The sequence below is a fragment of the Novipirellula aureliae genome (genome assembly GCF_007860185.1).
Taxonomy (GTDB): Bacteria; Planctomycetota; Planctomycetia; order Pirellulales; family Pirellulaceae; genus Novipirellula_A; species Novipirellula_A aureliae.
Genome location: NZ_SJPY01000009.1, coordinates 122,663 through 147,060 on the forward strand (window position 1 = coordinate 122,663; position 24,398 = coordinate 147,060).

At 53.7% G+C, this 24,398-nt stretch carries 19 protein-coding genes and 1 pseudogene; 8 read left to right on the plus strand and 12 right to left on the minus strand.

Annotation, left to right across the window (positions count from 1 at the left end):
* Window positions 1-44 precede the first annotated feature (44 nt).
* The 5 genes and pseudogenes from Q31b_RS24260 to Q31b_RS24280 all read left to right on the plus strand — a co-directional run bounded on the left by Q31b_RS24260 (window position 45) and on the right by Q31b_RS24280 (window position 5,222).
* Window positions 45-353, plus strand: a complete 309-nt coding sequence (locus Q31b_RS24260) for an ArsR/SmtB family transcription factor (RefSeq protein ID WP_231617820.1) — start codon at window positions 45-47, stop codon at window positions 351-353.
* 69 nt (window positions 354-422) lie between these two features.
* Window positions 423-772: pseudogene (locus tag Q31b_RS24265) on the plus strand (arsenic resistance protein); the annotation flags it as partial.
* Window positions 773-1,255: 483 nt separating this feature from the next.
* On the plus strand, window positions 1,256-2,608 hold the full coding sequence (locus tag Q31b_RS24270; RefSeq protein WP_146602247.1) for a sigma-54-dependent transcriptional regulator: 1,353 nt from the start codon (window positions 1,256-1,258) through the stop codon (window positions 2,606-2,608).
* 228 nt (window positions 2,609-2,836) lie between these two features.
* Window positions 2,837-3,433 (plus strand): DUF3124 domain-containing protein, encoded by a 597-nt coding sequence (locus Q31b_RS24275; protein WP_146602248.1) that lies wholly within the window; start codon window positions 2,837-2,839, stop codon window positions 3,431-3,433.
* A gap of 46 nt (window positions 3,434-3,479) precedes the next feature.
* The gene (locus Q31b_RS24280) at window positions 3,480-5,222 is read left to right on the plus strand and encodes a potassium/proton antiporter (RefSeq protein ID WP_146602249.1); all 1,743 of its coding nucleotides are present in this window, start codon (window positions 3,480-3,482) and stop codon (window positions 5,220-5,222) included.
* Window positions 5,223-5,239: 17 nt separating this feature from the next.
* Here the strand turns inward: Q31b_RS24280 and Q31b_RS24285 are convergent, their stop codons facing one another.
* The 6 genes from Q31b_RS24285 to Q31b_RS24310 all read right to left on the minus strand — a co-directional run bounded on the left by Q31b_RS24285 (window position 5,240) and on the right by Q31b_RS24310 (window position 13,532).
* Window positions 5,240-6,466, minus strand: a complete 1,227-nt coding sequence (locus tag Q31b_RS24285; protein WP_146602250.1) for an ABC transporter permease — start codon at window positions 6,464-6,466, stop codon at window positions 5,240-5,242.
* The gene (locus Q31b_RS24290; RefSeq protein WP_146602251.1) at window positions 6,463-7,617 is read right to left on the minus strand and encodes an ABC transporter permease; all 1,155 of its coding nucleotides are present in this window, start codon (window positions 7,615-7,617) and stop codon (window positions 6,463-6,465) included. Before Q31b_RS24290 ends, Q31b_RS24285 begins: the two co-directional genes overlap by 4 nt.
* Complete coding sequence (locus Q31b_RS24295; RefSeq protein WP_197172248.1) at window positions 7,614-9,698, minus strand: ATP-binding cassette domain-containing protein; 2,085 nt, start codon at window positions 9,696-9,698, stop codon at window positions 7,614-7,616. Before Q31b_RS24295 ends, Q31b_RS24290 begins: the two co-directional genes overlap by 4 nt.
* A complete protein-coding gene (locus Q31b_RS24300; RefSeq protein WP_146602252.1) occupies window positions 9,677-10,786 on the minus strand; it encodes an HlyD family secretion protein in 1,110 nt (369 codons plus the stop codon). The genes Q31b_RS24295 and Q31b_RS24300 overlap by 22 nt, the downstream gene beginning before the upstream one ends.
* 339 nt (window positions 10,787-11,125) lie before the next feature.
* Window positions 11,126-12,712 carry a TolC family protein gene (locus Q31b_RS24305; protein ID WP_146602253.1) on the minus strand — a complete coding sequence of 529 codons (1,587 nt, stop codon included), beginning with the start codon at window positions 12,710-12,712 and terminating at the stop codon, window positions 11,126-11,128.
* Window positions 12,713-13,220: 508 nt separating this feature from the next.
* The gene (locus Q31b_RS24310; protein ID WP_146602254.1) at window positions 13,221-13,532 is read right to left on the minus strand and encodes a BON domain-containing protein; all 312 of its coding nucleotides are present in this window, start codon (window positions 13,530-13,532) and stop codon (window positions 13,221-13,223) included.
* Window positions 13,533-13,654: 122 nt separating this feature from the next.
* On the opposite strand from Q31b_RS24310, the gene Q31b_RS24315 reads away from it, so the two are divergent.
* Window positions 13,655-13,834, plus strand: a complete 180-nt coding sequence (locus tag Q31b_RS24315; protein ID WP_197172251.1) for a hypothetical protein — start codon at window positions 13,655-13,657, stop codon at window positions 13,832-13,834.
* 62 nt (window positions 13,835-13,896) lie between these two features.
* Window positions 13,897-14,379 carry a hypothetical protein gene (locus Q31b_RS24320; RefSeq protein WP_146602256.1) on the plus strand — a complete coding sequence of 161 codons (483 nt, stop codon included), beginning with the start codon at window positions 13,897-13,899 and terminating at the stop codon, window positions 14,377-14,379.
* A gap of 431 nt (window positions 14,380-14,810) precedes the next feature.
* On the opposite strand, the gene Q31b_RS24325 is transcribed toward Q31b_RS24320, so the two are convergent.
* From Q31b_RS24325 to Q31b_RS24350, 6 genes are all read right to left on the minus strand, one after another.
* Window positions 14,811-15,482: a DUF4956 domain-containing protein gene (locus Q31b_RS24325; RefSeq protein ID WP_146602257.1), complete on the minus strand. Its 672-nt coding sequence runs from the start codon at window positions 15,480-15,482 to the stop codon at window positions 14,811-14,813.
* Window positions 15,475-16,254, minus strand: a complete 780-nt coding sequence (locus Q31b_RS24330; protein ID WP_197172253.1) for a polyphosphate polymerase domain-containing protein — start codon at window positions 16,252-16,254, stop codon at window positions 15,475-15,477. Before Q31b_RS24330 ends, Q31b_RS24325 begins: the two co-directional genes overlap by 8 nt.
* Window positions 16,255-16,712: 458 nt before the next feature.
* Complete coding sequence (locus Q31b_RS24335) at window positions 16,713-18,203, minus strand: mannitol dehydrogenase family protein (protein ID WP_146602259.1); 1,491 nt, start codon at window positions 18,201-18,203, stop codon at window positions 16,713-16,715.
* A complete protein-coding gene (locus Q31b_RS24340) occupies window positions 18,200-19,924 on the minus strand; it encodes a purine-cytosine permease family protein (RefSeq protein ID WP_146602260.1) in 1,725 nt (574 codons plus the stop codon). The genes Q31b_RS24335 and Q31b_RS24340 overlap by 4 nt, the downstream gene beginning before the upstream one ends.
* 151 nt (window positions 19,925-20,075) lie before the next feature.
* Complete coding sequence (locus tag Q31b_RS24345; RefSeq protein ID WP_146602261.1) at window positions 20,076-20,414, minus strand: GxxExxY protein; 339 nt, start codon at window positions 20,412-20,414, stop codon at window positions 20,076-20,078.
* Window positions 20,415-20,777: 363 nt separating this feature from the next.
* The gene (locus Q31b_RS24350; protein ID WP_231617821.1) at window positions 20,778-22,424 is read right to left on the minus strand and encodes a prenyltransferase/squalene oxidase repeat-containing protein; all 1,647 of its coding nucleotides are present in this window, start codon (window positions 22,422-22,424) and stop codon (window positions 20,778-20,780) included.
* Window positions 22,425-23,416: 992 nt separating this feature from the next.
* Between Q31b_RS24350 and Q31b_RS24355 the strand changes: the two genes are divergently transcribed.
* Window positions 23,417-24,370, plus strand: a complete 954-nt coding sequence (locus Q31b_RS24355) for a DUF1559 domain-containing protein (RefSeq protein ID WP_146602368.1) — start codon at window positions 23,417-23,419, stop codon at window positions 24,368-24,370.
* Window positions 24,371-24,398: the final 28 nt, after the last annotated feature.

Genomic DNA, 24,398 nt, shown 5'->3' on the forward strand with positions numbered 1-24,398 from the left:
TCGTAGATGAACGATAGGTTTGGTCGACGGGAAAGCAAGTAATCATGAAACGATGCGATTCAACACCGGTGAAGCTAAAGCCGGATCCGACGGCAGAGGATTTTGCCAGCTTGGCCTGGGCGCTCGCGCATCCGGCTCGAGTCCAGATCGTGCGGCTATTGATCGGTCGCGAAGCTTGTGTTTGTGGAGAGATCGTGGATCAGTTGCCGCTCGCCCAATCAACGGTTTCGCAGCATCTGAAAATCTTGAAAGAGTCTGGATTGATCCACGGCGAAGTGGACGGGCCAAAGGTCTGTTATGGCATCAATCCAAAACGGCTCGAACAATTGAAGGCATTCGTCGCCAAACTATGATTTTTTTTTAGCCGTTTCATCGTGTACCGGCGATAGACGATAAAGGAGAGAGTGATGGAAAATACAAAAATGAACCAAGCTGACACATGCCCGAGGAACGAAAAGGGAATCGGATTCTTTGAACGCTACCTGACCGTTTGGGTCGGCTTGTGCATTGTTGCTGGTATCTCACTTACGCACCGGTGATTTCGATTCCGATCGCGGTCTGCCGGTTCTTTATGATGTGCCCAATCATGGTCAAAATCGACTTTAACGAGGTGGTAAAAGCTGGTAAAGCGGTTCGGCCTGTTGGTCTAACGCTGTTTATCAACTGGGCCATCAAGCCATTCACGATGTATGCAATTGCCAGTTTTTTTCTCGGTACCCTTTTCCTCGGATTCATAGGTCCCGAAGCCGTCGATTATGTCAAGGCTCCGCTTCGTCCATCCAAGCTCCGAATACGATCTTGGCTACTTGAAAAACAAATCGGGGGCCGGTTTGGCATTGTCGAGTCAGTGAACGAGATGCAAACGACTCCGTTTTCGACGCCTATCGCGTCGATGGCCCCTGAGTAAGTTGCTCCTCAGCAGGGGATAGCCGACGATGGTAGAGGTTGGGGCGGGTTGCGACAGGCAAAATTTTGCCGTTGGGTGATGTGGCATTCGCTTTGCGTTGTTGAAGTCCGCAGCCGCCGTGCTCAGGCGATTTTCGTCTCAAACCGGGCGAATCACAAACATTCAGTGCGCGTCGGTAGACGCCAATTGTCCAAATCCGCACAATAAGTGCGCACATACGGGCAATTGGACGTAGTATAGAAGTAGTGGACGAGGTCGCGGTTCTCTCTCGAAACATCGACTGCGAGGATTTGTAGCCTTATCCACTACGATAGCCCATAGAAACAATACCAGGGAAGCAACGGTGACATGACAGAGCCAATGGAGATTTTGTTTGTCGACGATGAGGTGGACTTTAGCGAAGGTTGTGTTCGCTGGTTCGAGAAGAAGGGGCACCGGGTTTCGCAAACGAGCAGCGGTCAGGATGGCATTGACCGATGTTCCGTACACGACTTTGATATTGTGATTCTCGATTGGAATTTGCCTGGATTATGCGGCATCGAGTTGGTCCAGCGGATGCGAGAATCCAATCCCGACACGGAGATCATCGTGTTGACCGGCGAAGGGACGATCAATAACGCGGTCGAGTCGATGCGTCTTGGCGTGTTTGATTTCCAAACCAAGCCATTCCCGATGGGGGATTTGGAGCGTCGCTGCCTGGCCGCCGTCGAACGACGAAAACTCAAAAAGGAGAACACACAACTCCGTGAAGTCATCACGCGAACGAAGAAACCGGCGACCACCATCATCGGCACGTCGCAGCCGATGCGGGTTTTGGGGCGTTTGATTGATCGAGTGGCACCGAGGGACAATGCGGTTTTGATTCAAGGCGAAAGTGGCACGGGGAAAGAGTTGGTTGCTCAAGCGATTCACAGCGGAAGTTCTCGCAGTGGTAGGCCATTGGTCACGATCAACTGCGCAGCGCTACCGGAAACCTTGGTGGAGAGTGAGCTGTTCGGTCACGAAAAAGGATCGTTCACGGGCGCAACGCAGATGCAGCCAGGCCTGTTCGAGGTCGCGGACGGCAGCACATTGTTCATTGATGAGATTGGGGAACTGCCACTCGCCTTGCAGCCGAAGCTGCTACGGGTTCTCGAGGACGGATCACTCCGCCGCATCGGCTCGCACAAAGAACGCCGCGTCGACGTCCGCATCGTTGCTGCGACCAACCGGGACTTGAAAACGGAGGTTGCCGAAGGTCGTTTTCGGGAAGACTTGTATTATCGCATCAACGTGATGCCCATCGACTTGCCGCCACTGCGAGAGCGTGATGGCGACGTGGAGCTGCTCGTCAACCATTTCTTAGGCAAAGACCACGAAATGGACGAAGAGGCTCGGCAAGCGATGGTCGCCTATTCGTGGCCTGGCAACATTCGCCAGCTCATTAACACCTTGGAGCGGGCTCAGGTTCTCGCGGACGACGGAGTCATCACGATCAGTGATTTACCCGAGGAGCTACGTCACGAGCACACGCAAACGGTCGCCAGCCATCCAACGGGCGTGGAATTACCGAAAGTCGGTTCCCTCATCGCACTGGAACGCGAGCACATTGCCGAAGTCCTGCGACGCGAAAACGGCAACAAGTCCAAGGCCGCCCGAGTCCTTGGCATTGAACGCCGCAAGCTGTATCGAATGATGAAGCAACATGGAATCGAGGGCTAGTGCATTGTCACAACGAAGAATGAAGAATGAGGGTACGCCTCTTTCGTGGCGGTGGCTTCCAGCCGCAGCTGGTTGGGGGAAGAGGCCCCAGCCACTCTTTTGCCAAGCCTGCCAAGCCTACTCTTTTGCCAAGCCTAAAGTCAAGCAATGACAAAGCACAATGTTAATCGTCCACTGTATGGGATTCGATGTGCGATTGAAACGGAACTCCGATTAGGACTCAAGTAAATGTCGACCCCGATTTGCGAAGAAGAAACAGAAAAATTTGCCCGGCATCTAAAGCTACTGATCTTTCTTTTTTTGATTGTACCGATGGTATTGTTAGCGGGGTTCGTGGAGTTTCGATTCCGCTCGCTCCAGTCGAGTATTCCACACCTGGTCCCTGGGCTTCGTGACGAGGCTCGTATGGAGATAGACGTGATGCCGTGGCATCCTGTCGAAGGCCAACGGCTGTACGTGCCAGCGTACTCACATGTCTATCACGAAAAGGGTGAACCGTATTTCTTGACCGTCACTCTCAACATCCGCAATACAGACATTGATAACGAAATCGTGGTAACGTCGGTTCGCTACTTTGACACCAGCGGCAACGAACTGCGATCGATGTTGAAAAAAACGATCAAGCTCGGTCCTTTGGCGGCAACGGAGTTTGTGGTTGATCGAGACGACAAGTCAGGTGGTAGTGGTGCGAGTTTTATTGTCGAATGGCAAGCGGGTACAAAAGTCAATCAGCCGCTTGTCGAAACCGTGATGATCGACACGCAAGGCCAGCAAGGGGTATCGTTCATTGCCCCGTCCGTCGTGTTAAGTGAGCGGGCCGAATAGAGTCGCACCAGCTTGTAATCGCCATCTGCAACCAATCAACCATATTATGCTAAGTATCGACACTCTCATTCTGATCACCGGTATCCTGCTGCTGCTTGGCATCGTGTCCAACAAGTTTTCGGCGCGATTGGGAATGCCCGTTTTGGTTTTGTTCATTCTGGTGGGGATGTTGGCGGGGTCGGAGGGGATTGGTGGGATTGAGTTCGAGGACTATTCGCTTGCTAATAGTATTGGAACAATCGCGCTCTGTTTGATCTTGTTTGATGGCGGTCTTCGTACACCCATCCAAACGATTCGGTCCGCCTGGAAACCGGCTGGAATCCTGGCGTCGGTGGGGGTGTTAATCACGGCCGTGATCACTGGCTTGGCGGCGTCGTGGATATTAAACTTGTCGTGGCTCGAGGGCCTGTTGCTAGGCAGTATCGTTGGTTCGACCGATGCTTCGGTCGTCTTTTCCGTATTGCGCAGCGGCGGCGTGAATATCCGCCGAAGGTTGGCCGATACGCTCGAAGTTGAAAGCGGATCAAATGATCCCATGGCGATTTTTTTAACGGTAGGGTTAATTCAAGTCCTGACGGGATTGGTGCCGGTTGGCCTTGGGGTGGTCACTTTGTTTTTGAACCAGATGATCGTGGGTGCCGTCATCGGAGTCACGGTTGGTTGGAGCGGCGTGTGGTTGCTAAAGCAAATCCGACTTGACGCCGCGGGGTTGTACCCGGTCATCGCGACGGCGATGGGATTGTTGTCGTTTGGTTCGGCCGTCGCGTTGGGAGGCAGCGGTTTTCTAGCGGTTTACTTAACGGGAATTGTGATTGGGAACCGGCGTCCCGTCTTCCACCGAGGCATCTTGTTGTTTCATGACGCGGTGGCATGGATTTGTCAGATACTGATGTTTGTCGCGTTGGGGATTTTGTCATTTCCTAGTCGCTTGCTCGAAGCGGCGCCTTCGGCATTGCTTATTTCCGTCGTGCTGATATTTGTCGCTCGCCCGATAGCTGTGTTTTTGTGTGCGTGGCCCTTTAAATTTGCGGTTCGCGAAAAGATCTTTTTGTCCTGGGTCGGATTAAAAGGAGCCGTTCCCATTACACTTGCGACGTTCCCAATGCTGGCGGGACTTCCAGGAGCCTCGCTGATGTTCGACATCGTTTTTTTCGTGGTCCTGGTTTCCGCGGTCGTTCAAGGTTGGAGTTTGCCACCGGTTGCTCGGTACTTGAAATTGGAAATACCGACAAGGCAGCCGCCGCCGGTGACCTTGGAAATCAGCTCCTTGCGAGACTTTGAAGGCGATATTGTCGATTACTTTGTTGACGAAAACTGTCGGGTTGCAGGTCGTTTGATTAGGGATCTGGCGTTGCCAGAGGGAGTCGTGATCGCGTTGATCGCTCGCGCCGAGCAACTGATTCCCCCGCAAGGACGTTCCCAGATACAAGCGGGTGACCATGTTATCGTCGTTTTGCGTCCACAAGTTCGCCCGATCGTCGATCGCATCTTCGCTCATGGCCAACAGAGTCCAACGGCATTGCCAACCGCTCTTGAATTTCCGCTACGGGGATCAATCAAGGTAAGCGAGTTAGAACAGTTTTATGATATACGACTCGACGCAAACCCAGACGCGACGCTCGATGACCTCATCCGAGAGCGACTGAGGACAAAGAATATCCAATTGGGCTCAACCGTGCGTTTTGAGAAAATCGAACTGCATGTCCGCGAGGTCTCCCATGACGGCATCGTCGAATATGTGGGAATGACGATTTTGCCTGGGGGCGAAGAGACGAACGCTATGAGGTGACGATAGCTGTAGCGTGGCTAGCCGAGTTGACGGCGGAAATAGCTCATGCTGAGTCCGTAAATTGCAGCGCCGAACAATGCAATCGCAAGAATCGAATCCCAAAGCAGTCCGATACCGGATCCCTTGAGCATGATGCCCAGACTGGCGTCAATGTAATGGTGCAAGGGAGCGACCGCGCTGAGGGCTCGAAGAACCGATGGCATGTTTTCTGGCGGCGTCCACGCTCCAGATAAAAACACCATGGGGATGAAGATGAGGGCGGTTAACATACCTACCTGCGCGAGATTTCGGGCAATGGTGGCTAGCAACATGCCGATTCCAGCCGTCGTAAACACATAGACCGCCGTTACCACCATGAACAATGTCAAGCTACCGCGAAACGGTACACCGAAGCAGGGTTGTAGGATCAAGTGGATAGTGATGAAGGTGCCGACCAAGATCACACTCGTCATCGCAAGCACTTTTGGAAACATCATCTGAAACGTGGACAACGGCGAGACCATCAGCTGTTCAATGGTTCCCCTTTCTTTCTCACGCGCCATCGCGGATGCCGGTAGCAGGATCGCAAACATGGTGATGACGTTCAGCATCTCGACGACCGACATGAACCATGCGTCGTTCTGATTGGCGTTGTACCAGACGCGGTGTTCTTCTTGAATGATTGGAGCGACCTGTTGGTTAACGCCGATTCCCTCGCGTTTCGTGGCAGCTTCCAGTCCGTATTGCCCGGCGATCTGCTCGCCGTAGCTCGTCGCCAAGAATCCGAGCACGGGATTCGATGTGTCGATTTGCAGCTGCACACTCGCCGTGTCTCCGCTTAGCAGTGATTCTTGGAATTGCGGCGGGATATCGAGCACCATCATTGCTTCGCCGCGATCGAGTAAATCGATACTTTCGCCATGATTGAGCACCTCGCCATCAATTCTAAATTGCGGCGGACGGAAGCGATGGATCAGTTCGCGTGATGCGAAACTGTGGTCCGAATCATGCACCTGCAATGCTGCGTTTTGAAGTTGCATGCTGACACCGGATCCAGCGAGGAAGACTTCGAGCGTGAATGCATAGATCATAAATACGATCAATATGCGGTCGCGGTAGAGTTGCAGATACTCTTTGATCGTCATCACTCGCATGCGATTCCACCAGACGACCAACCCGCGAATGCGATTCGCGCGTCTGGTTTCTTGAGATGATTGGCGATGCTCCTGCTCTTCCTCTTGGCTGCCCGATATTGTGGTACTCATGTGCTTGGCCTCTTGTGGAACATTCGATAACCGATCGTCATCAACCCAATCGCGTAAAGGGCAAGCACAAGAACATCGGGCCAAAGTTCGCGTAGTCCGACTCCTTTCATGAACGTGCCAACAATGATGTTGGTGTAGTACATTGCCGGTAGTGCGTGGGCCGTTGCCTGTGCCGATTCACTCAGCGAAGAGATGGGAACGATTACGCCTGAGTAAAGAATGGAGGGAATCACTGTGACGATAAACGTCACCACCATCGCCGCCACTTGGGTTTTTACCAACACGGAAACAACCAATCCCAGACCTGTCGTGCAGATGATGTACAGCAGTGTTGCCGGGACAAAAAACAACAGACTGCCTTTGAAGGGTGCTCCGAAAAGCTGGGTCGCGATCAGCCAAAGAATCGCGGCGTTTGCAGAGGAAATCCCGACATAGGGAATCAATTTTCCGAAAAGAAATTCAAGCCGCGTGACGGTCGATGAATAGATGTTGTAGATCGAGCCGCGTTCTTTCTCGCGAACGATTCCGAGTGCTGTGTAGAACGGTGGCGTCATCATCAGGATGACCATGATCAATCGCGGGGCAATCGCCCAGTCGCTTTTCATGCTTTGGTTGTAAAGGTATCTCGCTTCCAATTTGACTGGTCTTGCTGATCTGGCTGCTTCCGCGAGCGGAATCCCCCGCTTCTTCGAGATGAACGCGGCCAACAACTCACTGGTGAAGGCGGTGTTCATCGCTAACACATAGCCCCTGGTTGTTTGGGCGCGAAATGGAAACGTTCCGTCAATGATTGTTTGAACAACAACCGGACGCCCGCCAAGGAGTTCTTTTTGAAAGTTTTCGGGGATGATGATGGCAGCGCGGATCTTGTTGTCCGCCAAGAGCGGTGGCAGTTCATGACGATCTAACGCGTAACCCTTGAAGTCGAAGTAACGCGAGTCGATAAAGCGATACGAATATTCGCGGCTGAGAGCCGAGCCATCACGATCGACAATCGCGAGCGGGATGTCTTCCACATCGAGCGACAGCCCATAGCCAACGACCAACATTAGCGACAGCGGCACCAGGAACGTCAAGGCGAGAAACATGCGGTCACGCACAATCTCTCGCCATTCCTTGGATGCTACGGCGGCGACGCGGCGGATGTTCATTGCTTCGCCTCATCGGCTTTCTCGAGTGCTAGCACACGGTTGACGAACACATCTTCCATCGTCAAGGGCTGTTCGGACACAGACAGAACGTGAATGCCATCGTCGGTGAGAGCGTTTCTGACACGTTGTTCGGCCTCGATCGGGTCGGGAGCAAGCAGATGAATGCGTTTCCCGAATAAGGAGACGCCTGCGAATCCGCACGATTCCATGACATCGAGCGCCGCGAGCGGGTTGTCCGTTGTTACTTCTAGCAGTTGTCCCGATTCTTTGCGAAGGTCTGCCTTGAGTTCGCTCGGCGATGCATCGGCAAACACGCGTCCGGCATACATCATCGCGATATGATCGCAGTGTTCGGCTTCGCTCATGTAGTGTGTTGTGACCAGAATTGCGACGTCTGCGTTCCGAGACAGATCGAAAATGATGTCCCACAACCGTCGTCGCCCAATCGGATCGACGCCGGACGTCGGTTCATCCAGAAACAGAACTTGTGGGCGGTGAACCAACGCACATCCAATGGCCAAACGTTGGCGAACGCCCATTGGAAGACTTCCTGATAATTCGTATTCTCGCCCTGCAAGACCGGCCATCTCGATGATCCAGTCGGTTCGCTCACGCGCCATTCGTCGAGACAGTCCGTAAATGCCCGCGTACAGATGAATGTTCTCGACGACGGTCAAGTCTTGATACAACGAGAACGCTTGGGACATGTATCCAATGCGTTCCTTGATCGCCTGGCCCGCGCGATGCATGTCGGCTGCGGCAACCCGGCCCGTCCCGGCGGTCGGCGGCAGCAAACCAGTCAACATCTTGATGACGGTTGTTTTGCCCGCACCATTTGCGCCGAGTAGTCCGAAAATCTCGCCCTGCTGAACGCGAAAGTTGACGCGATCGACGGCCTTGAAATCACCGAAAGTTCGGACCAGATCATGGGCTTCGATGGCGAGTGGTTTCTCGGTAGCGATACCCGCCAAACGTTTTGAATCGCCCGTCGGCACGCCGAACGTCTTGGCGACTTCCACCACGTCTTGCTTCGGTTCCTCATCGGTCAATCCGCGCCGACGTAAAAGCGCGATAAAGACGTCTTCCAGATCCGGCTGCGCGACGTGCATCTCTTGCGGTTTGAATTTTTCGATCCTTGAGGAAACGGCGGTCGTTGCTTGCTCGTCGTCGGCGTCATCGACGAACACACGCAGCCACGGACCGACCGCTTCGGATTGTGGAAAGCTCTCTTTCAGTCGTGCAAAGGCTTCGGCTTGTGGCTCGGCTTTCGCTTGCACAATCCGGCCGGGCACGAGTGCTGCGATTTCGTCTGGTTCGCCGCGAGCGAGCACCTTACCTTCAAACAATAACGCGGCATGATGGAATCGCGTCGCTTCGTCCATGTAGGCGGTCGAAACCAACGCCGTGATTTGCTCTTCACGTAAGAGTTGAGCCAAGATACTCCAGAAGTCTCGTCGTGAAACCGGGTCGACACCGGTCGTCGGTTCGTCGAGCACCACCATTTGGGGATGATGGATTAGGCAACAAACAAGACCCAGCTTTTGTTTCATTCCGCCCGACAAGTTTTTCATTGCTCGATCACGGAACTTTTCAAGCCGTGTCATTTCTAGCAAACGCTTCTTTCTCTGCTGGAGTACATCGTTGGGAACCAGTCGAATCTGGCCGAAGAAGTCCACGTTTTCTTCCACCGACAAATCGGCATAGAGATTCAAGCCTAGACCTTGAGGCATCAATCCGATGCGATCCTTGATCGTTTCGGCCGATTGTTCCGAGTCGACTCGCGTGCCGAAAACGTCCAACCTCCCGCTGTCGTAGGTCAGAACACCAGCGACGGCTTTCATCAGACTGCTCTTGCCGGCACCGTCGGGACCGATCAATCCAAAGATTTCGCCTCGGTTGATTTCCAGGTCAATGCCATCGACGGCGACGGTACGCCCATACGTTTTCCGAAATGCGGAGACGCGGACGATCGGTTCGGAAGCGGAAGTCGTCACCACGGTCGTGTCACTTGATGGGTCGCCGTGGTGGTACCCTTGACGCGTTCCACGACGAGAACGGTCTACCATTGCGGTTTCGCCCATGGTGTGCTCTCCTTCCAGCGAATCACCGCATCAGCGGGCAAACCAGGCGTCAGCCGATGATCGGGGTTCTCGTCCAAATACAACTTGACAGCGTAGACAAGCTTGACACGCTCATCGGTCGTTTGCACTTCCTTGGGGGTGAATTCGGCGCGAGACGACAAATAGCGAACCGTGGCAGAGAACGGTTTCTCCGGAAACGCATCCGTGTGGATACGCGCAGGCAATTGGAGCCGAACATGGCCGATTTCGATTTCTGGTACGTAGACCTTCAAATACAGTCGGTCGAGATTGACGAGATCAAATAATGGCGAACCCGCGGCGACGACTTCACCAGCGTCGACGACGCGAGTCGTGATGACGCCGCTGGCCGGTGCGGTGATGGTCAAGTCATCGAGGACACTTTTGGCCTCGTCCCGAACGGCTTCCGCGCCTGCCAGTTGGGCGGCCAATGCCTCGATTTCCTGGGTTTTGGCGTGAATGCGGCGTTCGCCCAAATTCGCTTCGGCAAGTTGTTTTTCCGCCCGGGTCAACGCTGTCTCTGCCACGCGAACATCATTCTTAGCGACGGTCCAGGCGAGTTGAGCTTCTTCCCCCTTGCGTTTCTCGATCGTTCCACGCGAAGCAAGGCTTTCGAATCGCGATGCATCGCGGGCAGCTTGCTGTTCCGCGGCTTTCGCCTTCGCAACAACCGCCTTCGCATGCTCCAATGATGCCGCCGCCGTGTCAATCATTAGTGGAACTTCTCGCTTGAGCAGGTCGAGACTGGATTGGGCAGCGCGGTACTGGGCCCTTGCCGCTTCGATCGCCTGCTCCGCTTGACGCAGCTTTGCTTTCACCTGCTCGCATTCCAGTCGCGCCAAGACCTGTCCCTCCTCGACACTGTCGCCTTCGCGAACGAGCAACTCCTTGATCTTGCCAGCGAACTTACTTGCGACCGTGACGTGGTCGCCCTCGATCCGCCCATTGGCTTGAACCAGCCCATCAGGCAACGGCTCTACACGACCCCAGCGATCCCAAGCGTAGTACCCACCCACCAAGGAGCCGGCGAGCAGTAGGATCATGAACAGACGTTTGAAGAATTTCGCCATCGCGGCAAGTCCTGAATTCCGAGAACATCGCCGTCCCACCGTTGCAACGCGACACATCCGCTTTGCATGGTTTTCCGGCAACGACAACCGGAGGAGGCCGTAGTGCAGAAACTGTGCCGTTGGCTAATGAACGGCGATCCAATACGATCGTCTACACTGCACGGAGGAGAGGAGAGCGATAGATCGCCATAGAACGCCGCGGAAGTCATGAAGACGTACGTTAAACGATATTCACTCAAGATTCTTGACAGGTTTCGCTACGCCAGCATTGTCCGGCCTGCATTGCCCACATATGGGCGCTGCGCCTATCTGCACAAACCGTCCATTTTCAGGATCCTTTTATAGGCTACCTGTTGCTCGATCGAGCATCACACGCGCGAGTACGGCATCGTAGGTGGCGGAGTAGTACGTGCTGCGACTTTGAGCCAACAAGGTTTGAGCATCCAATACCTCCGTATTGGTACCGACCTCTTTTCGGTAGCGATCCAAAGCAACCCTGAGATTCTCCTTGGCCTGTTCGACAGACGTTTCGGCAACGTTGATTCGCTCGGTGGCGTTTTGCAGATTTAGCCAAGCTTGCCGAACTTGCAGGGCAATACGGCTTTCCAAGTCGCGTTTCAGTCGCGCAAGTGCGGACGCTTGCTGACGCAAGGAGGCTGCTTTGTTCTTGGCGACGCCACCATCGAAAACGGTCCATTCCGCCAATAGTGACGCTGACCAAAATCCCTCGTGCGTTAAGTTCTCGTTCTCAAGAAAACTGAACCCACCTGCTGCACCGACTTGGGGACCGAGTGCCGCAAGTTCCTTTTTTGCTTGATGACGAAGCGCGTTGGATTTGTGCGCAACCGATTGAAGTTCCGATCGCTGTGCGGTGGCAAGCGCGACCAGTTCATCGGGACCAGCATGCATCGAAGTTCCCGAGCTACTGGTTTGCGATCCCACCGGAAGCGTGCTGGACAATTCGGCAAGTGCCACCGGTTGATCGAGTGGCCGGCCCACCAACCGATTGTAAGCCGCACTGGCTAGATCCACCGCGTTGGTTGCCCGCAGATACGTGTCGCGAGCGTCGGAGAGGTTTGCTTCGACCGTCAGCACGTCGCTGTTGGCAGCCACGCCTTGTTCGAACAGATCCTTCACATCGACAAGATGTTTTTCCAACGTACTGACACTCATGCGAGCGACCTCGACCAACTTTTCCGCTTTCAAGACATTCACATACGCCTCGGCAACCTCCATTTTCAGATCATGCATTTCCGAGCGTTGGTCGAATCGCGATGCCTGGACATTGGCACAAGTCGCGTTGATCGTGCTACGAATCCGGCCGCTGGTGTATAGAGGAACCGAAGCGAAGGTTGCGGACGAGAAAAAGTCTTTCTCACCAATGGGCAGTGAACCGAAACCGAGCGACGTCAAACCGGGAATATTGACACCGATGCCTGGCTCTCGATCAAGCGCGGTGTAAGAATTAAAAGTCCGTAGCGATGGGTTTCTCGCCGATTTGGCCGCCTCATGAGCGTACACGGCCGCTCCGGTTACATTGGCTTTGGATTGTAGTTTCTGGTCGACAGCGACAGCCATCGCCCACGCATCTTCAAGCGACTCACCGCTGGACGAAAAGGACTCGGTCGTGGCGATGACGACCGGTATCAAGTCTGAATCGTCAGCTTCCTGCTCTGTCACGACGGATGCGGCGTCTTTTAGCTCCATCTCTTCTTCTGAATCCGTCGCATCGTCGGCAAAGCTAGCGAGTTTGACGAGTGACAAGGGATCATCTGACGCAGGGACGGCGGGTACGATTCCCGACGCAACCGATTCGTGAACTCGTCCATTTCCGATTGTACCGGACCCGGCACACCCGATGGCGTTCACGAGCAAAAGTGCGGTGGCGATTTGGTAGCGCGAATGCAATCGGAATGCCCTGGACATTGTTTTTCCTTATGAGAAGTCGATCCGAGCATGGTAAGACCGGAATTTGACGACAGTTCGTAATAAACGTCGTTATCGTCACGCACGCTAGGAGTGTACCAGCCGAGCGATCCGACATGGTGTAATCCGCACGACCGTCATGACGCGTATCGCCAAAGTCACAACAACCGGCAAAGTCACAACCACCAAATTTCATGACAACCGTCTGTGCTATCGCTCAGCACGCCTGACTCGTGCTTTGTCCCAACGAAGAACGAGGGTAAGATGCGTGCCGGTGGATTCCACGGGCCGTCGATTTAATCGTTTAACGCTTAGCCGAAGGCGTCAGCTTTTCTATAAGCGGTCGCCTATGGCTTGGCGTTAAACAATCCGTCGAGTCAAACCGATTAAATCGACAGCCCGTTCCATCCGCCGTTGACTGGGGTAAGATGCCCCATTCGTCCCGGCCACTCTTTTGCCAAGCCAATAATCGAGCTGTGACCAAGCACGGGTGGTAGACAGCCTACTTTCAAATCCGGCGGTTTGCTCGGAACGGTCGAACAGGTTTTTCGTTTTGAACCACGCGAATGCTATTGATGACGTGCGTCACACCATCGACGCGGCGAGCGTGTTCCTGAGCTAGTTGTTTCAGGTAGTAAGAATGGACATTGCCTCGCAATTGGAGCATGCCATGTTCGTACTCGCATGTCACACCTTTCAACGCCCCTTGCTGTGTGCTAGCCAATTCGGCGCTAACCGCCTGTTTGATACGGACAGATCGCTGGTTCAACACAATAGCGGTTTCATCGACAGCACGACTAAGTTCAAGAAGAGCATTCATTGACGATACCTGGTCACGGAATTTTGAAATGATAGACCGAACATGACGCAACGTCCGCAATGCACGTGCCACGAAGAGTATTTTCCGCTAACTTTCCTGCAAACGTCGTCGCGGAATTGGCGTTGAACCGCTGTAAAATTATTGTCCTAGCGATCTTTGGGAAATTTGTTCGCTTGGTTACCAATTTCCAGGAAACGGTTCGTCATCCTTCCGAAGCTGCTCAAATCCGCACACACGATACAATCGCTACCAGTGGTTTCGCGATGAAGCGTGACACCCGTGTGTGCAAAACGTCCCTGTAGAACGGGGGAATGGAACAAACCCCCTCTCACTCTCCTCTTTCACTCGCACGGGAAAATGAATCATGCTTCACGTTAAGCGATTTTCAATGTTTGTGGCGATTGCTGCTGCGTTGCTGATTTCCACCGACGACGCCCAGGCCCAATGCTCGCAGGGTGGACACGGGGGCGGTGGTCCTGGTGGAGCATCCTTGGCGACGGGTTCGTTCAATCCGCTCGTCTCACTTGCCAATTCGGAAAACCTGTACGCCTATCAACGCCAAATTGCGTTGCAGCAGCAATTGCTGGCTCTGCAGCAACAGTACTTCGCGATGCGGCAACAGCAAATGCAGCAATTGTCTGAAGAACGCTACGACCAACAGCAACGTTTGAAAGCGACACGACTCGCTCGCGCCGAAGCGAAGCGGGCCAAGCGAGCGGAGCGAATCGCCGCGTTGAAAGCGAAACGGGATGCCGAACTCGACAGTGACGATAGTGAGTTGATGCTGACGACCACGTCATCCACATCGACAACCGCGTCGACTGGCACGCCCGATCCACTTCCGTAAAGTGGGCAGGGGGCACAGCTGGCTTGAAAAGCCAAATTGCGTCAGGAGCTTCGGCTGCGAAACGATGACGGACGAGCGTCTTAAAGACTTCCGCTACAGCCTCGGCTTCAATCCCTGAGTTTGAAGCCACTCGGGGCCTGACTCTGTCCAAATAGCATGGGAACGAGAATTTCAAAGAAAGAAGTCGCCTGGCGACCATGTGCATCGAGATAGAATCGCAAACCACGATCTGCGGCGTGGGGGCTTTCATTTTTGGAGATCAATTGCCAGACCTTGCTGCATGTCCTGCTGGCGGTTGGCTGGAAAGTTGCACAAGTGCCTGGCGCGCCCGACCTATTTGATCTTCCCGAAGGATCAGGTAGCGATCACGACCATTGGGCCGTTCCGTCAACAAGGAAAACGTATTTCGTTCAACTGTTTTACCATTGAAGTTACCGCATTGGCTTAGCTGATACGGACTCAATGATCGGCAGCGTGTTGAGAGAGGTGGTGAGTTGATTGGCGTCGAAACCTTCACGCGGCTGATAGGTATAGACCAGTTCCATCGCGCTACCACGCCGAGTGGTTTCGGCACTGATGAGTTGGTAGGACTCGGTCATACGGTCCAGTTCTGCTTCCCAACCGCCGACGCTATGCAAACCGACGGTGAGAGTTAGTCGCCACAAGTTTGATGAAGTGGTCGAAGTTTCGGCACCGGCATTCGAGTTTGCCATAAGCTGCGTTGCCAAGGCGACGGCGAACAATCCAATACCGGAAACCCAATATTGACCTGCTCCGACAGCCATGCCGACGACGACCGCCGCGAGAACGAAGGCAACATCGCGTGTCTCAGGCACTGCGGTACGAAAGCGAACGATTGAAAGTGCACCGACGAGACTGAACGCACGGGCGACATTATCGCCAATAATCTGAGTCGCCATGGCAATCAGAATACTCATTAGAACGAGCGTCAAGGAAAGCGTGTCAGGAGTTCCAGCAGGCCGATGGAGGCGAGCGATGAAAGCAACGATCAACCCACAGGCCCATGCAGTCGCCAAGCGGATCGCAAGCGTGGCGATGTCGGGATCTAAATCGGTGGAAGCGGAGGTCAGCCATTCAGGCATGGCTTGGTTCCTCGGGCATCGCGTGGGATTGATTTCCTGTCATTGAGGATGCATTGGTCACTGGATCGAAGCCCATCCCACACTTGACGGACGTACGATACTTTGAAAAGCCCGTCTCTGCGATCGCATAGGTCCGCAGCAGTTCTTTAAACAAGTGCGGCATCTGGTTTTGGAATTTCAGTTCTAGGATCTCGACGTCGGTTGCGCTGACCCGCTGGGATTGATTGGCACGGTCCGATGTCGAAGCAACGTTCCATCCATTGGCAGGACTCGTTTGCAGACGACTGTCGATCGTCAGCCGCAAATGATTGGTGGAGAGGGTGGAGGTTCTCGCAAAGCGGCGATAGTGAACTTGTATGGTAGGATGCATCCGCCGCTCGATGATGCGCGCAGCGAACCAATCGCCGCACCATGGGGATTGATCCGCCAAATTCGTTAAGCGGGACACCGTTTCCTCTTCGCTCGCCGCGGTTCGATTCTTGTTGACGACATACGATTTCTTGCGTTTTGTTTCGACCCACAACGTCGCGTTGTCCCCGTATCGGCGAATGCGATGCTTGGCCTTACCGACTTTGCTCGTTCCGTAAAATAGATCAAGTTCCGGCGTATCGAGATACAGGGTGTTGACTTCGTAGCTATCACCCATCGCGTCGTCGCAATGCGAGTCGACGCCCAGGTGTTCGCGTGCCCAGGCACGAATTTCCTGAGAGAGATCAGCGTCGATCAGATATTTCAATTCGATCCGTTTGTTTTGTACTTGATTTTCAGTCATGCTTGTCCTCGAGCCATCGCGTGGGTCCATCGCTACGCGTGTTCAGTGGAAAATTCCCTGCCCTTGTTGGGCTGATTCCGTTCGCTAGGAGCCAATGCGCCATTTGTCCAAGGCAAGGGCCGAGAATTTAAGCATTTTCCAGGCACTTCTCGCTAATCGCGACCAAGATTGGCAAAAAAAATCGTACTCGTACTCGTACTCGTACTCGTACTCCCTACTCCCTACTCCCTACTCCTTCTACTCCTTCTACTCCTTCTACTCCTTCTACTCCTTCTACTCCTCCCCCTCCTCCCCCGGCACTTCGAGTACGAATAGAAGCTCGAGTACCGCTAAAGGCTGAGTACATGTACGAAAACGCAGTCTTTTCAGATGCGGGGCAGCAATCGGCATTGGCGTTCACGGAGACGGAGTGATGGTGTCTGGTTTGGTCGTCTAACGAAAACCGTCAGTGAGTCCCGCTAGAGATCGATGATTTCTCGCATCTGTTCGCTGACGTCAGGATTGCGGTATAGGCGGTCGATCATCTTGGCGTAGATCGCAGTGAACCGTTCATCCGTGGCGAGTTCACCGAAGACCGGCTTGAACTTGACAAATGACAAAACATCCTCGCTGGTTGCCTTCGCCGCCTTTTGCAAATCGTTCTTCAGGCCGTCCGTGACTTCGAGTGCATTGCCGTGACGGTCGGCGTGTTTGTCGCTGTAGTAGCACCACGCTGCGATCACCAACGCCGCATGCTCCAGGCCTGCCCCTCGCGACAAATTCTCGCGGATGGTTGGAATCAGAAACACAGGCAACTTGCTAGAGCTTTCCAAGCAAATTCTTGACAGTTGGTCCCCGATACTGGGGTTGCCAAATCGCTCGACGAGTGTCCGTTTGTACTCATTCAAGTCGATGCCAGGTACTGGATCGAGCACCGGAGTCACTTCATGATCAAAGAATTGACGCAGATAGGTAACGAATAGATCGTCCCGCATACACTCGTCAATCGTTTGGTAGCCGTGGATCGCCCCAAGGATGCCGAGGACCGAATGGCCTGCGTTCAGCAGTCGCAACTTCATCTTTTCATAAGGAGTCACGTCGGCAACGAACTGTACCCCGACGTCTTGCCACTTGGGCCTTCCGTTCGAGAAGCGATCCTCGACGACCCATTGGCGAAACGGTTCGCACGCGACCGGCCAGTTGTCGACGAGTTTGAACTCACTTTGCAAATACTCGATGTCGGCGTCGGTGGTGACTGGAGTGATGCGGTCGACCATCGCATTGGGAAAGCAGACTTCGCTTTCGATCCAATCGGCGAGTTCCGAGTCTTGCATTCTTGCAAAACTGAGCAGCATCTGTTTCGTCAGGTCACCGTTATGCAGAATATTGTCACATGATTGGACAGTGAAAGCTGGCAATCCAGCTTGCCGACGCTTCTTTAGTGCAGCAGTCAAGTATCCGAATACAAGTTTTGGGTTGGACGGATTTTCGACATCGTGCAGGGCATCGGGATTGGAACGGTCGAAGTCGCCTGTATCGGGGTCGACATTGTAACCGCCTTCGGTAATTGTCAGCGAGACGATTTTCGTTTTCGCATCGGCCATTCGGTCGATGACTGCAGCGGGATCGTCACAGCCCATTAGATAATCGACGATGGAACCGATCACGCGGGTTTCCCGATGCCCATCGGGATGCTTGACAATCACGCTATAAAGATAATCTTGCTCCTTCAAAATCGATGCCATCCTACGGTCGGCCGCTCGTAGTCCGACGCCGCAGATACCCCAACGAGAAGCATCGCTCGATTGGAGCAACTCGTCGGTATAGAACGCTTCGTGAGAGCGATGGAAGCCGCCTACCCCGACGTGAACGATTCCGGCGGTCAATTGACGGCGGTCGTAAGTCGGCCGCATGATGTCGCGGGGGAGTTGGGAGAGATTCTCTTGATTGAGTTTCATTGGGGAGTTCATGGATGTGCCTTATTGAGTTTTTTCGTGCGTTGCAATGCCCAGTAAGAGGTAGCGAAATAGAGGATCGTGCAGAGGAAGCTCCAAGTGTAGAAGACGCTGACATTGCGCTGGTACGAAACCATATCGCCACTGGCGAACATCACGATCAAGGCTAAGATCAAGGTTACTGACAAAGCCATCCAAGCAATGCCGTGCAACCCCTTCGACATCAGCGAATCGTCATGAATGGGATCTCCTTCCGAGAGGGCTTGTTGCGATTGGAATTCCTTGATGTCGAGGTTCCTCTCGACCTCGGCGGCTTCTTCATCCGGATAGCGTTCCGACGCGCCGAATCGGCTGGCCATAAATGAGTAGAGGACGATCGTGAATAGCCAGGTCGGAAGAAAGAGGTAGAAAAACGACATGACTTGCAAGTAGTTCAGTCCAAACCCGAAGACCAAGCCAGCGGCCCACGATGCGATTGCGGGGGTGCTTCGCCTTAAGCCACGATACTTTACCCAGTATCGAGTCAGCCCGATGCGTGGAAAGACGAAGTGTTCTGCAAAGACAATTCCGCCGACGGGAACGACCAATAGCCCAGCATAGGTCAACAGCGGCAAGATTTGTTTATAAACGAAGGGGAAGCAGGCGATCACGACCGTCGCAACGCCGACCGCAAACGTGACTTGCCTTCGCGAATGACGATGAAAGATGGCTTGAGCGGCCAATCCGGCTCGGTACAAGTTCGCATTGGCCGTCGTCCATCCGGCAACGATCACGATCACGTATCCCGACAATCCTAACGCTCGATAGGCGACATCGCCGGGATCGAGTTCGACGATGGTGGATTGGAGCAATACCGCCGTCCCCGCTCCCATGATGCCTGCCGCGATCCACGCGATGTAATGGCCGAACAGCATCCCCGCACTGGTGCAAAGTCCGTAGACCGTTTTCTTGGCATAGCGTAGCAGTGCCATGTCGATCAAACCAAAGTGTGTGATCGTATTGGCCGCCCAAGCGAAACCGATCACTTCGATTAGCCCGATCCCAGGTTCGCCCGCGCTGTTGACTCCGGTCCAAATGGATCGGTCGCCGATCGTAATGAAGTCGGAGAAACTTTCGAGCTGTGTCTGCCCGATGACTGCATTAGCAAGGGCAGGGAACAGAGCGAGTGCCCCACTGATAAACATGACAATCAGCCAAGGTCCACACAGCCCCGAGAACTCGGCCACGGCATTGAAGCCATACATCGCCACCAGTACGACGATCATGCCGACGCCGAGAACGACCAATACAAACAGACTATCGGTGGGATACCACTGCAATTGAGCGGGAATGTTGAACAGCAAGCGTACGGCCGTACAAGAAACGGTAATCATTGCGGCGGAGATCACGGTAAAGATCAGCACGTTGGCCGCGTTGTAAAGATCGCTCATCGAGTCCCCCGCAATCTTGTGCAAATACGTGTAGAGACTCAGCCGCGTTTGGATGGCAATCGGCGTGGTGATCAGCGTCCAGCTCAGGATTGCCAGAATATTCCCGATCAGCAACCCCACCAAAATGTCCGTCGTCGTTGCCCCCAACGCAACAAAAGTTGCACCAATCACAAACTCTGTCGCAGCCACATGTTCGCCCGCATACAACCCGGCAAAATGCGTCCAGCCGTGCAGTTTGTGTGTGGGAATGGGCAACTGTTCCGAATCGATTTTGGCGATCGTGTTCGTGTCGATAGAATTTGACATTTCGCTTTCGATTGTACGTTTTCCTCAACGGCCCACTACGGCCCACTACGGCCCACAACGCTATCGCGACCTCCGCATCGAGTCCGGCGTGGTTTCTTCCGGCGTGGTTTCTTAACGCGGAGGTCGCGAAGATGCCGAGAGAGCCGTCGTTTCATGGTGGTCCGTTCTTACTCTGCCAATCCGTTGACCATTCGCTGAACGCCACCCCCGCTTGGCTGAGTTTATAACACATGGCGTCTTCATGCACCCACTCAAGCAACCCAGGGCCAAGGTCTCGGTAGACTTCATTCTCGGTCTCGGCAACCGAGTAGGCTCGTCCAATCAAAATGCATTTGATTTTAGTGAGATCCTTTTCAATTCTCGCAAGTCGGCCAGCAATGTCCATTTTCATGTCCTTAGAGAATTCGTTTTCTACGAGTGTACTCTGTAAACGCAGAGCACGCAAAGACGCAGAGTTTCGCAGAGAGGATGCTTGTAGCGCATCAGTCATCTCGTCTCTCGATTCGACGTTCCCACATCAAGCCGATGCGACTTTTTGGCAGCCGAGTCATCGGTAGAGGAGTGGTTGGTTGCTCTACGAACGTCGGTTGCCTTCGGATCGGCGGGAAAAGCACCCCGTAATGGGCTAATGCGTTGTTTTGTCAGGAAGAGGGCCAGAAAAGGCAAGGGATCGTGAAAAGCAGTTGCGAAGCAACTCGTTAAAAGGCAGGAGCGTGGCGTTTTGTCAGGGATGAGAAATTTGCAGGCGCAGCAGCGGATCTTGTTCAAGAGCTTCCATACGGCAGGATCTTTAACAAGATCCACGACCTAGCTATAAGTATTGAGGCTGACAATACTCGGGTCACACGCGTCATTACGTCTCCTCGTTTGGATCGTACAATGGCATGTGACGGTAATACACCTCCAGACAGTACAACGAGAAGCAGGTTGTGTAGAGGCGGCCAGCATGACGCCCCCAAGCGTCATGCTGCGGTGACCAACTGCCTCGCTCGCGCCCACGCATCTCTTGTTTAGCCGGCAGCTCAACCTTCAACTTGTCATTCCACTTCGTCCACAATGGTCCACCGAAATGATGCAGCGACTGAGTGGCGTAGTACCAGTAGTAGACATTCGGTTCGCGATAATCGATGGGGTGATTGTCAGCGAGTGCGCCCAAACCCTGTCTCATACCGAGCGTGTTGCGGGGCAGTCCCATGTATTGACGGCATAGCAATCCTTCGGCGGTCATCGACGGCGTAGCAACATCGCCGACTTTGTAAGAGTAGCCCACGGCAGAGTAGTAATCGTTCTCAGGCTTCGCACTGACGCTGTCGAGATACTTTGCCACTTTGGGCCAAATGTACCGATCGACTTTCAGGCCTGCTGCTTCACCACTTTTGAGTCCCATCACAAACCAGCCCGTGACCGACGTGTCACTGTCAAAACGGGGGCGATAACGCCAGCCGCCTTCAGGCGACTGGGCACGACAGGCAAAATCACAGGACGCTTGTGCGTAGGGTCGAATCCAAGAGTCGCCCGTCATCGCATAGAGCTCACAGAGTGCAATCATCGCCTGAGCCTGTGCGTACATCTTTTCGTGGTCTCCAGCTTGAGCCGCCATGAATCCTTGACGGTCCTGCTGCTTCACCAACCAACGCACCGATTGCCATAGTTCCTTCTTGTACTGTCCACTGCGATGCGTACTACCGGCGCCCATAAACGCAAGCATCGCCATTGCCGTCGCACTGACATTGTTCTCACTCTGGGCACCGTCGGTATAGGGCCCCATCAAACTCCATCTTCCGTCTTGGAGTTGTTGACGCTTTAGCCATTCCAATCCAAGTGACACCGCATCTTCGGTTGCCTGCGTGCCACCAGCTGCCTTTAGCAGCCTTTGCTTCATCGCTCCTGTGCGACCACGAAACATTGAAGCGGCGTTCGTCGACGGTAATTTCTTGGCCGAAGGTGACGCAAATGGTGCGACGACGAATTCGGAAGTCACCGATACCGAAACAAGGTCCAAGGCTTTCACAGCTTCCAGCGGTTCGATATCGACGTTCACTTCTGTCTCCCAAGGATCCGTCTCCCAAGAATCCGTGCCCCAAGGATCTTCGGTTGGGAGCTCGTCGAGTTCGGAGGGGGCAATCGTGAACTCTACCAATTCGCTGGTCGCTTGGTCTCCCGCTTGACGAATCGTCAGCAGGATATTTCCGATCTCACCCGACGAAGTCGAAATCAATGCAAGCGTCAACAAAAGGAGCAAATGGAGGATCGTACTAATCAACCACGGTGGAGTTTCTTCAAGTCGTTGTTTGAGGGTGAAAAGACGCGTTGAATGCTCAATGGGCGAAATGGACGATGGAACGATTCCTTCCGTTCGGGACTTCTTACCTCGTCCACGACCGAATGCTTCGCCAACCGCTGAACGCCTTCTCGTATGCATCGGCAACGACAACTCTCGCAGCGAGGCCAACGGGGGGGCTGACGGTGGACCGAAGTCGGCGGGTTGAGAAGAGAGCATTGCTTAAACCCAAGAGTAGACAGATTAGCTTGTTGTACCGGTAGAGCGGCGAGCGTTTCGAACGAATGAAATCGAAACGCTCACTATCTCTACAGGACGGATTCTCAGCCGAATGTCACGTAGGATTTAGAGAACGGTAGTAGGGATGATCGTTACGACTTCAGATTGTTTAAAGGAGTTTCGAATTCTTAGCATGTTCAAGGGTGGCGTCGGTTTTTCATTGAAGTCGGTTTGCCATTGATAACGGAGTTGAAACAATCTCGATTGACGAACAAGCGGGAACCGCGTAACGTAAGTATGGTTGCTTCTCTGGTCGGACCACTCTGCCTTTGAATAACATGTCCCCCTATTGGGCGATATCGCGGTGCCCCTGTTTCGATATCTATCGACTTTTCTATTGTGCCTCTTGCTTGCGCTCGGGCATGCCCCAGCGTGGTGGCATGTGGTGGGTGTCGGGGATGATGTTTGTGGACCTGTGTCCGCCGGCTTCGAGAGTGCGGACTCATGCTGTTGTCATTCGCATTCTTCTTGTTTCGAGCATCGTGATACTGCGGATAGTGACTCAGAAACCGAGAATCCACAACCGACTGAAAAATCGCATGATTCGGATTGCTGTCCGATCTGCCAATCGCTAAGTGCATCGAAGGACATTCTTTTCCGGCTCGAGTGTCCGCAATTGCAACTGCCTTGTTGTGAATTGTTTGTCGCCACATTCTTCTTGGGCGACATCGTATCGCCACTTCCTTTGCCGCCTCTGCGTGGGCCGCCTGTAACCGCCTCTCCCGTAGCCTAGGCTTCTAGTCTGGGAATTCCAGCACCCAAGTGGAAGCCTGCCCATTGGCTTTGTGGGTGTGCTTTGTGGGTGTGTGCGCGTTCGGATGATACATGGTCCGACCAAACGTCTTGTCGTCGACTCGTATGCACTTCGCAAAGCTCTTCATCTCGCCATCCAAATTCTCTGATACCCCACCGAACAAACCATTGCGCCTACCATGAAAACACTCGAAAAGAAAAAGAATAAAAACAAGCGTCCGATCCAACTTCCATTCGGCTTTACTTTAGTTGAGCTATTGGTGGTAATCGCGATTATCGGCATCCTTGTCGGACTATTGCTGCCTGCCGTTCAGGCAGCACGCGAGGCAGCGCGTCGCATGTCGTGTTCCAATAACATGAAGCAAGTTGGCCTTGGCCTGCAAATGTATCACGACGTTTATCGGGAATTGCCTGCCGGATGGCGAGGTTTTGAAGAGGACCAAGAAACGCCCCACTGGTTCGGCGTCCCAGGCTGGTCTTGGAGTGCGGCGATTTTGCCATTCCTCGAACAAGCTGCCGTCCAAGACAACTTGATTCACTTCGAATATCCGATCTCGGACCCGATCAATGACGATGCACGAGTCGCGATGATCGCAACGTATCGTTGTCCATCGGACATTGGCGACAAAACGTTTCCATTGAATGATGGTGGACCGTCGGTCGTGACCGGTATTTCCTTTCCGATCGAAATGGCGACCGGCAACTACATCGGCATGTTCGGCACCGAGGAGTTTCACTTGGCTTGCAATCCCAGCCTGCCGACATGCAATGGCTGCGAGGGCAACGGTACGTTCTTTCTAAATCGGCAATGTCGATTCGCCGATCTTTTGGACGGGTTGAGTAACACGTTAGTCGTTGGCGAGCGAAACTCGTTGTACGCTCCATCCACCTGGGTGGGCGTTGTTAGTGGTGGAGAGCATGGGGTTGCCCGAGTCGCGGGAGTCAGCAGCTATCCGCCGAACTCGAAACAAACGCCAACACAGTATTTCCATAATTTCAGCAGTCTCCATCCCGGTGGAACTCATTTTCTCAGGGCCGACGGTAGCGTCCGAATGATTACGGAATTCATTGACGAAGAGGTGTTCCACGCGATCAGCACCCGAGCAGGGCATGAGGTGTTTATCGAACCGTGACTTTAGAAAAACGTGAGGTTGGAAAGTT

Coding starts and splice junctions, on each gene's coding strand:
- Q31b_RS24355 (WP_146602368.1), top strand. CDS start 23,417: ATGAAAACACTCGAAAAGAAAAAGAATAAAAACAAGCGTCCGATCCAA.
- Q31b_RS24330 (WP_197172253.1), bottom strand. CDS start 16,254: ATGACTGAAAATCAAGTACAAAACAAACGGATCGAATTGAAATATCTG.
- Q31b_RS24310 (WP_146602254.1), bottom strand. CDS start 13,532: ATGAATGCTCTTCTTGAACTTAGTCGTGCTGTCGATGAAACCGCTATT.
- Q31b_RS24350 (WP_231617821.1), bottom strand. CDS start 22,424: ATGCTCTCTTCTCAACCCGCCGACTTCGGTCCACCGTCAGCCCCCCCG.
- Q31b_RS24295 (WP_197172248.1), bottom strand. CDS start 9,698: ATGGGCGAAACCGCAATGGTAGACCGTTCTCGTCGTGGAACGCGTCAA.
- Q31b_RS24260 (WP_231617820.1), top strand. CDS start 45: ATGAAACGATGCGATTCAACACCGGTGAAGCTAAAGCCGGATCCGACG.
- Q31b_RS24305 (WP_146602253.1), bottom strand. CDS start 12,712: ATGTCCAGGGCATTCCGATTGCATTCGCGCTACCAAATCGCCACCGCA.
- Q31b_RS24270 (WP_146602247.1), top strand. CDS start 1,256: ATGACAGAGCCAATGGAGATTTTGTTTGTCGACGATGAGGTGGACTTT.
- Q31b_RS24325 (WP_146602257.1), bottom strand. CDS start 15,482: ATGCCTGAATGGCTGACCTCCGCTTCCACCGATTTAGATCCCGACATC.
- Q31b_RS24335 (WP_146602259.1), bottom strand. CDS start 18,203: ATGAACTCCCCAATGAAACTCAATCAAGAGAATCTCTCCCAACTCCCC.
- Q31b_RS24290 (WP_146602251.1), bottom strand. CDS start 7,617: ATGAACATCCGCCGCGTCGCCGCCGTAGCATCCAAGGAATGGCGAGAG.
- Q31b_RS24340 (WP_146602260.1), bottom strand. CDS start 19,924: ATGTCAAATTCTATCGACACGAACACGATCGCCAAAATCGATTCGGAA.
- Q31b_RS24280 (WP_146602249.1), top strand. CDS start 3,480: ATGCTAAGTATCGACACTCTCATTCTGATCACCGGTATCCTGCTGCTG.
- Q31b_RS24300 (WP_146602252.1), bottom strand. CDS start 10,786: ATGGCGAAATTCTTCAAACGTCTGTTCATGATCCTACTGCTCGCCGGC.
- Q31b_RS24320 (WP_146602256.1), top strand. CDS start 13,897: ATGCTTCACGTTAAGCGATTTTCAATGTTTGTGGCGATTGCTGCTGCG.
- Q31b_RS24345 (WP_146602261.1), bottom strand. CDS start 20,414: ATGACTGATGCGCTACAAGCATCCTCTCTGCGAAACTCTGCGTCTTTG.
- Q31b_RS24275 (WP_146602248.1), top strand. CDS start 2,837: ATGTCGACCCCGATTTGCGAAGAAGAAACAGAAAAATTTGCCCGGCAT.
- Q31b_RS24285 (WP_146602250.1), bottom strand. CDS start 6,466: ATGAGTACCACAATATCGGGCAGCCAAGAGGAAGAGCAGGAGCATCGC.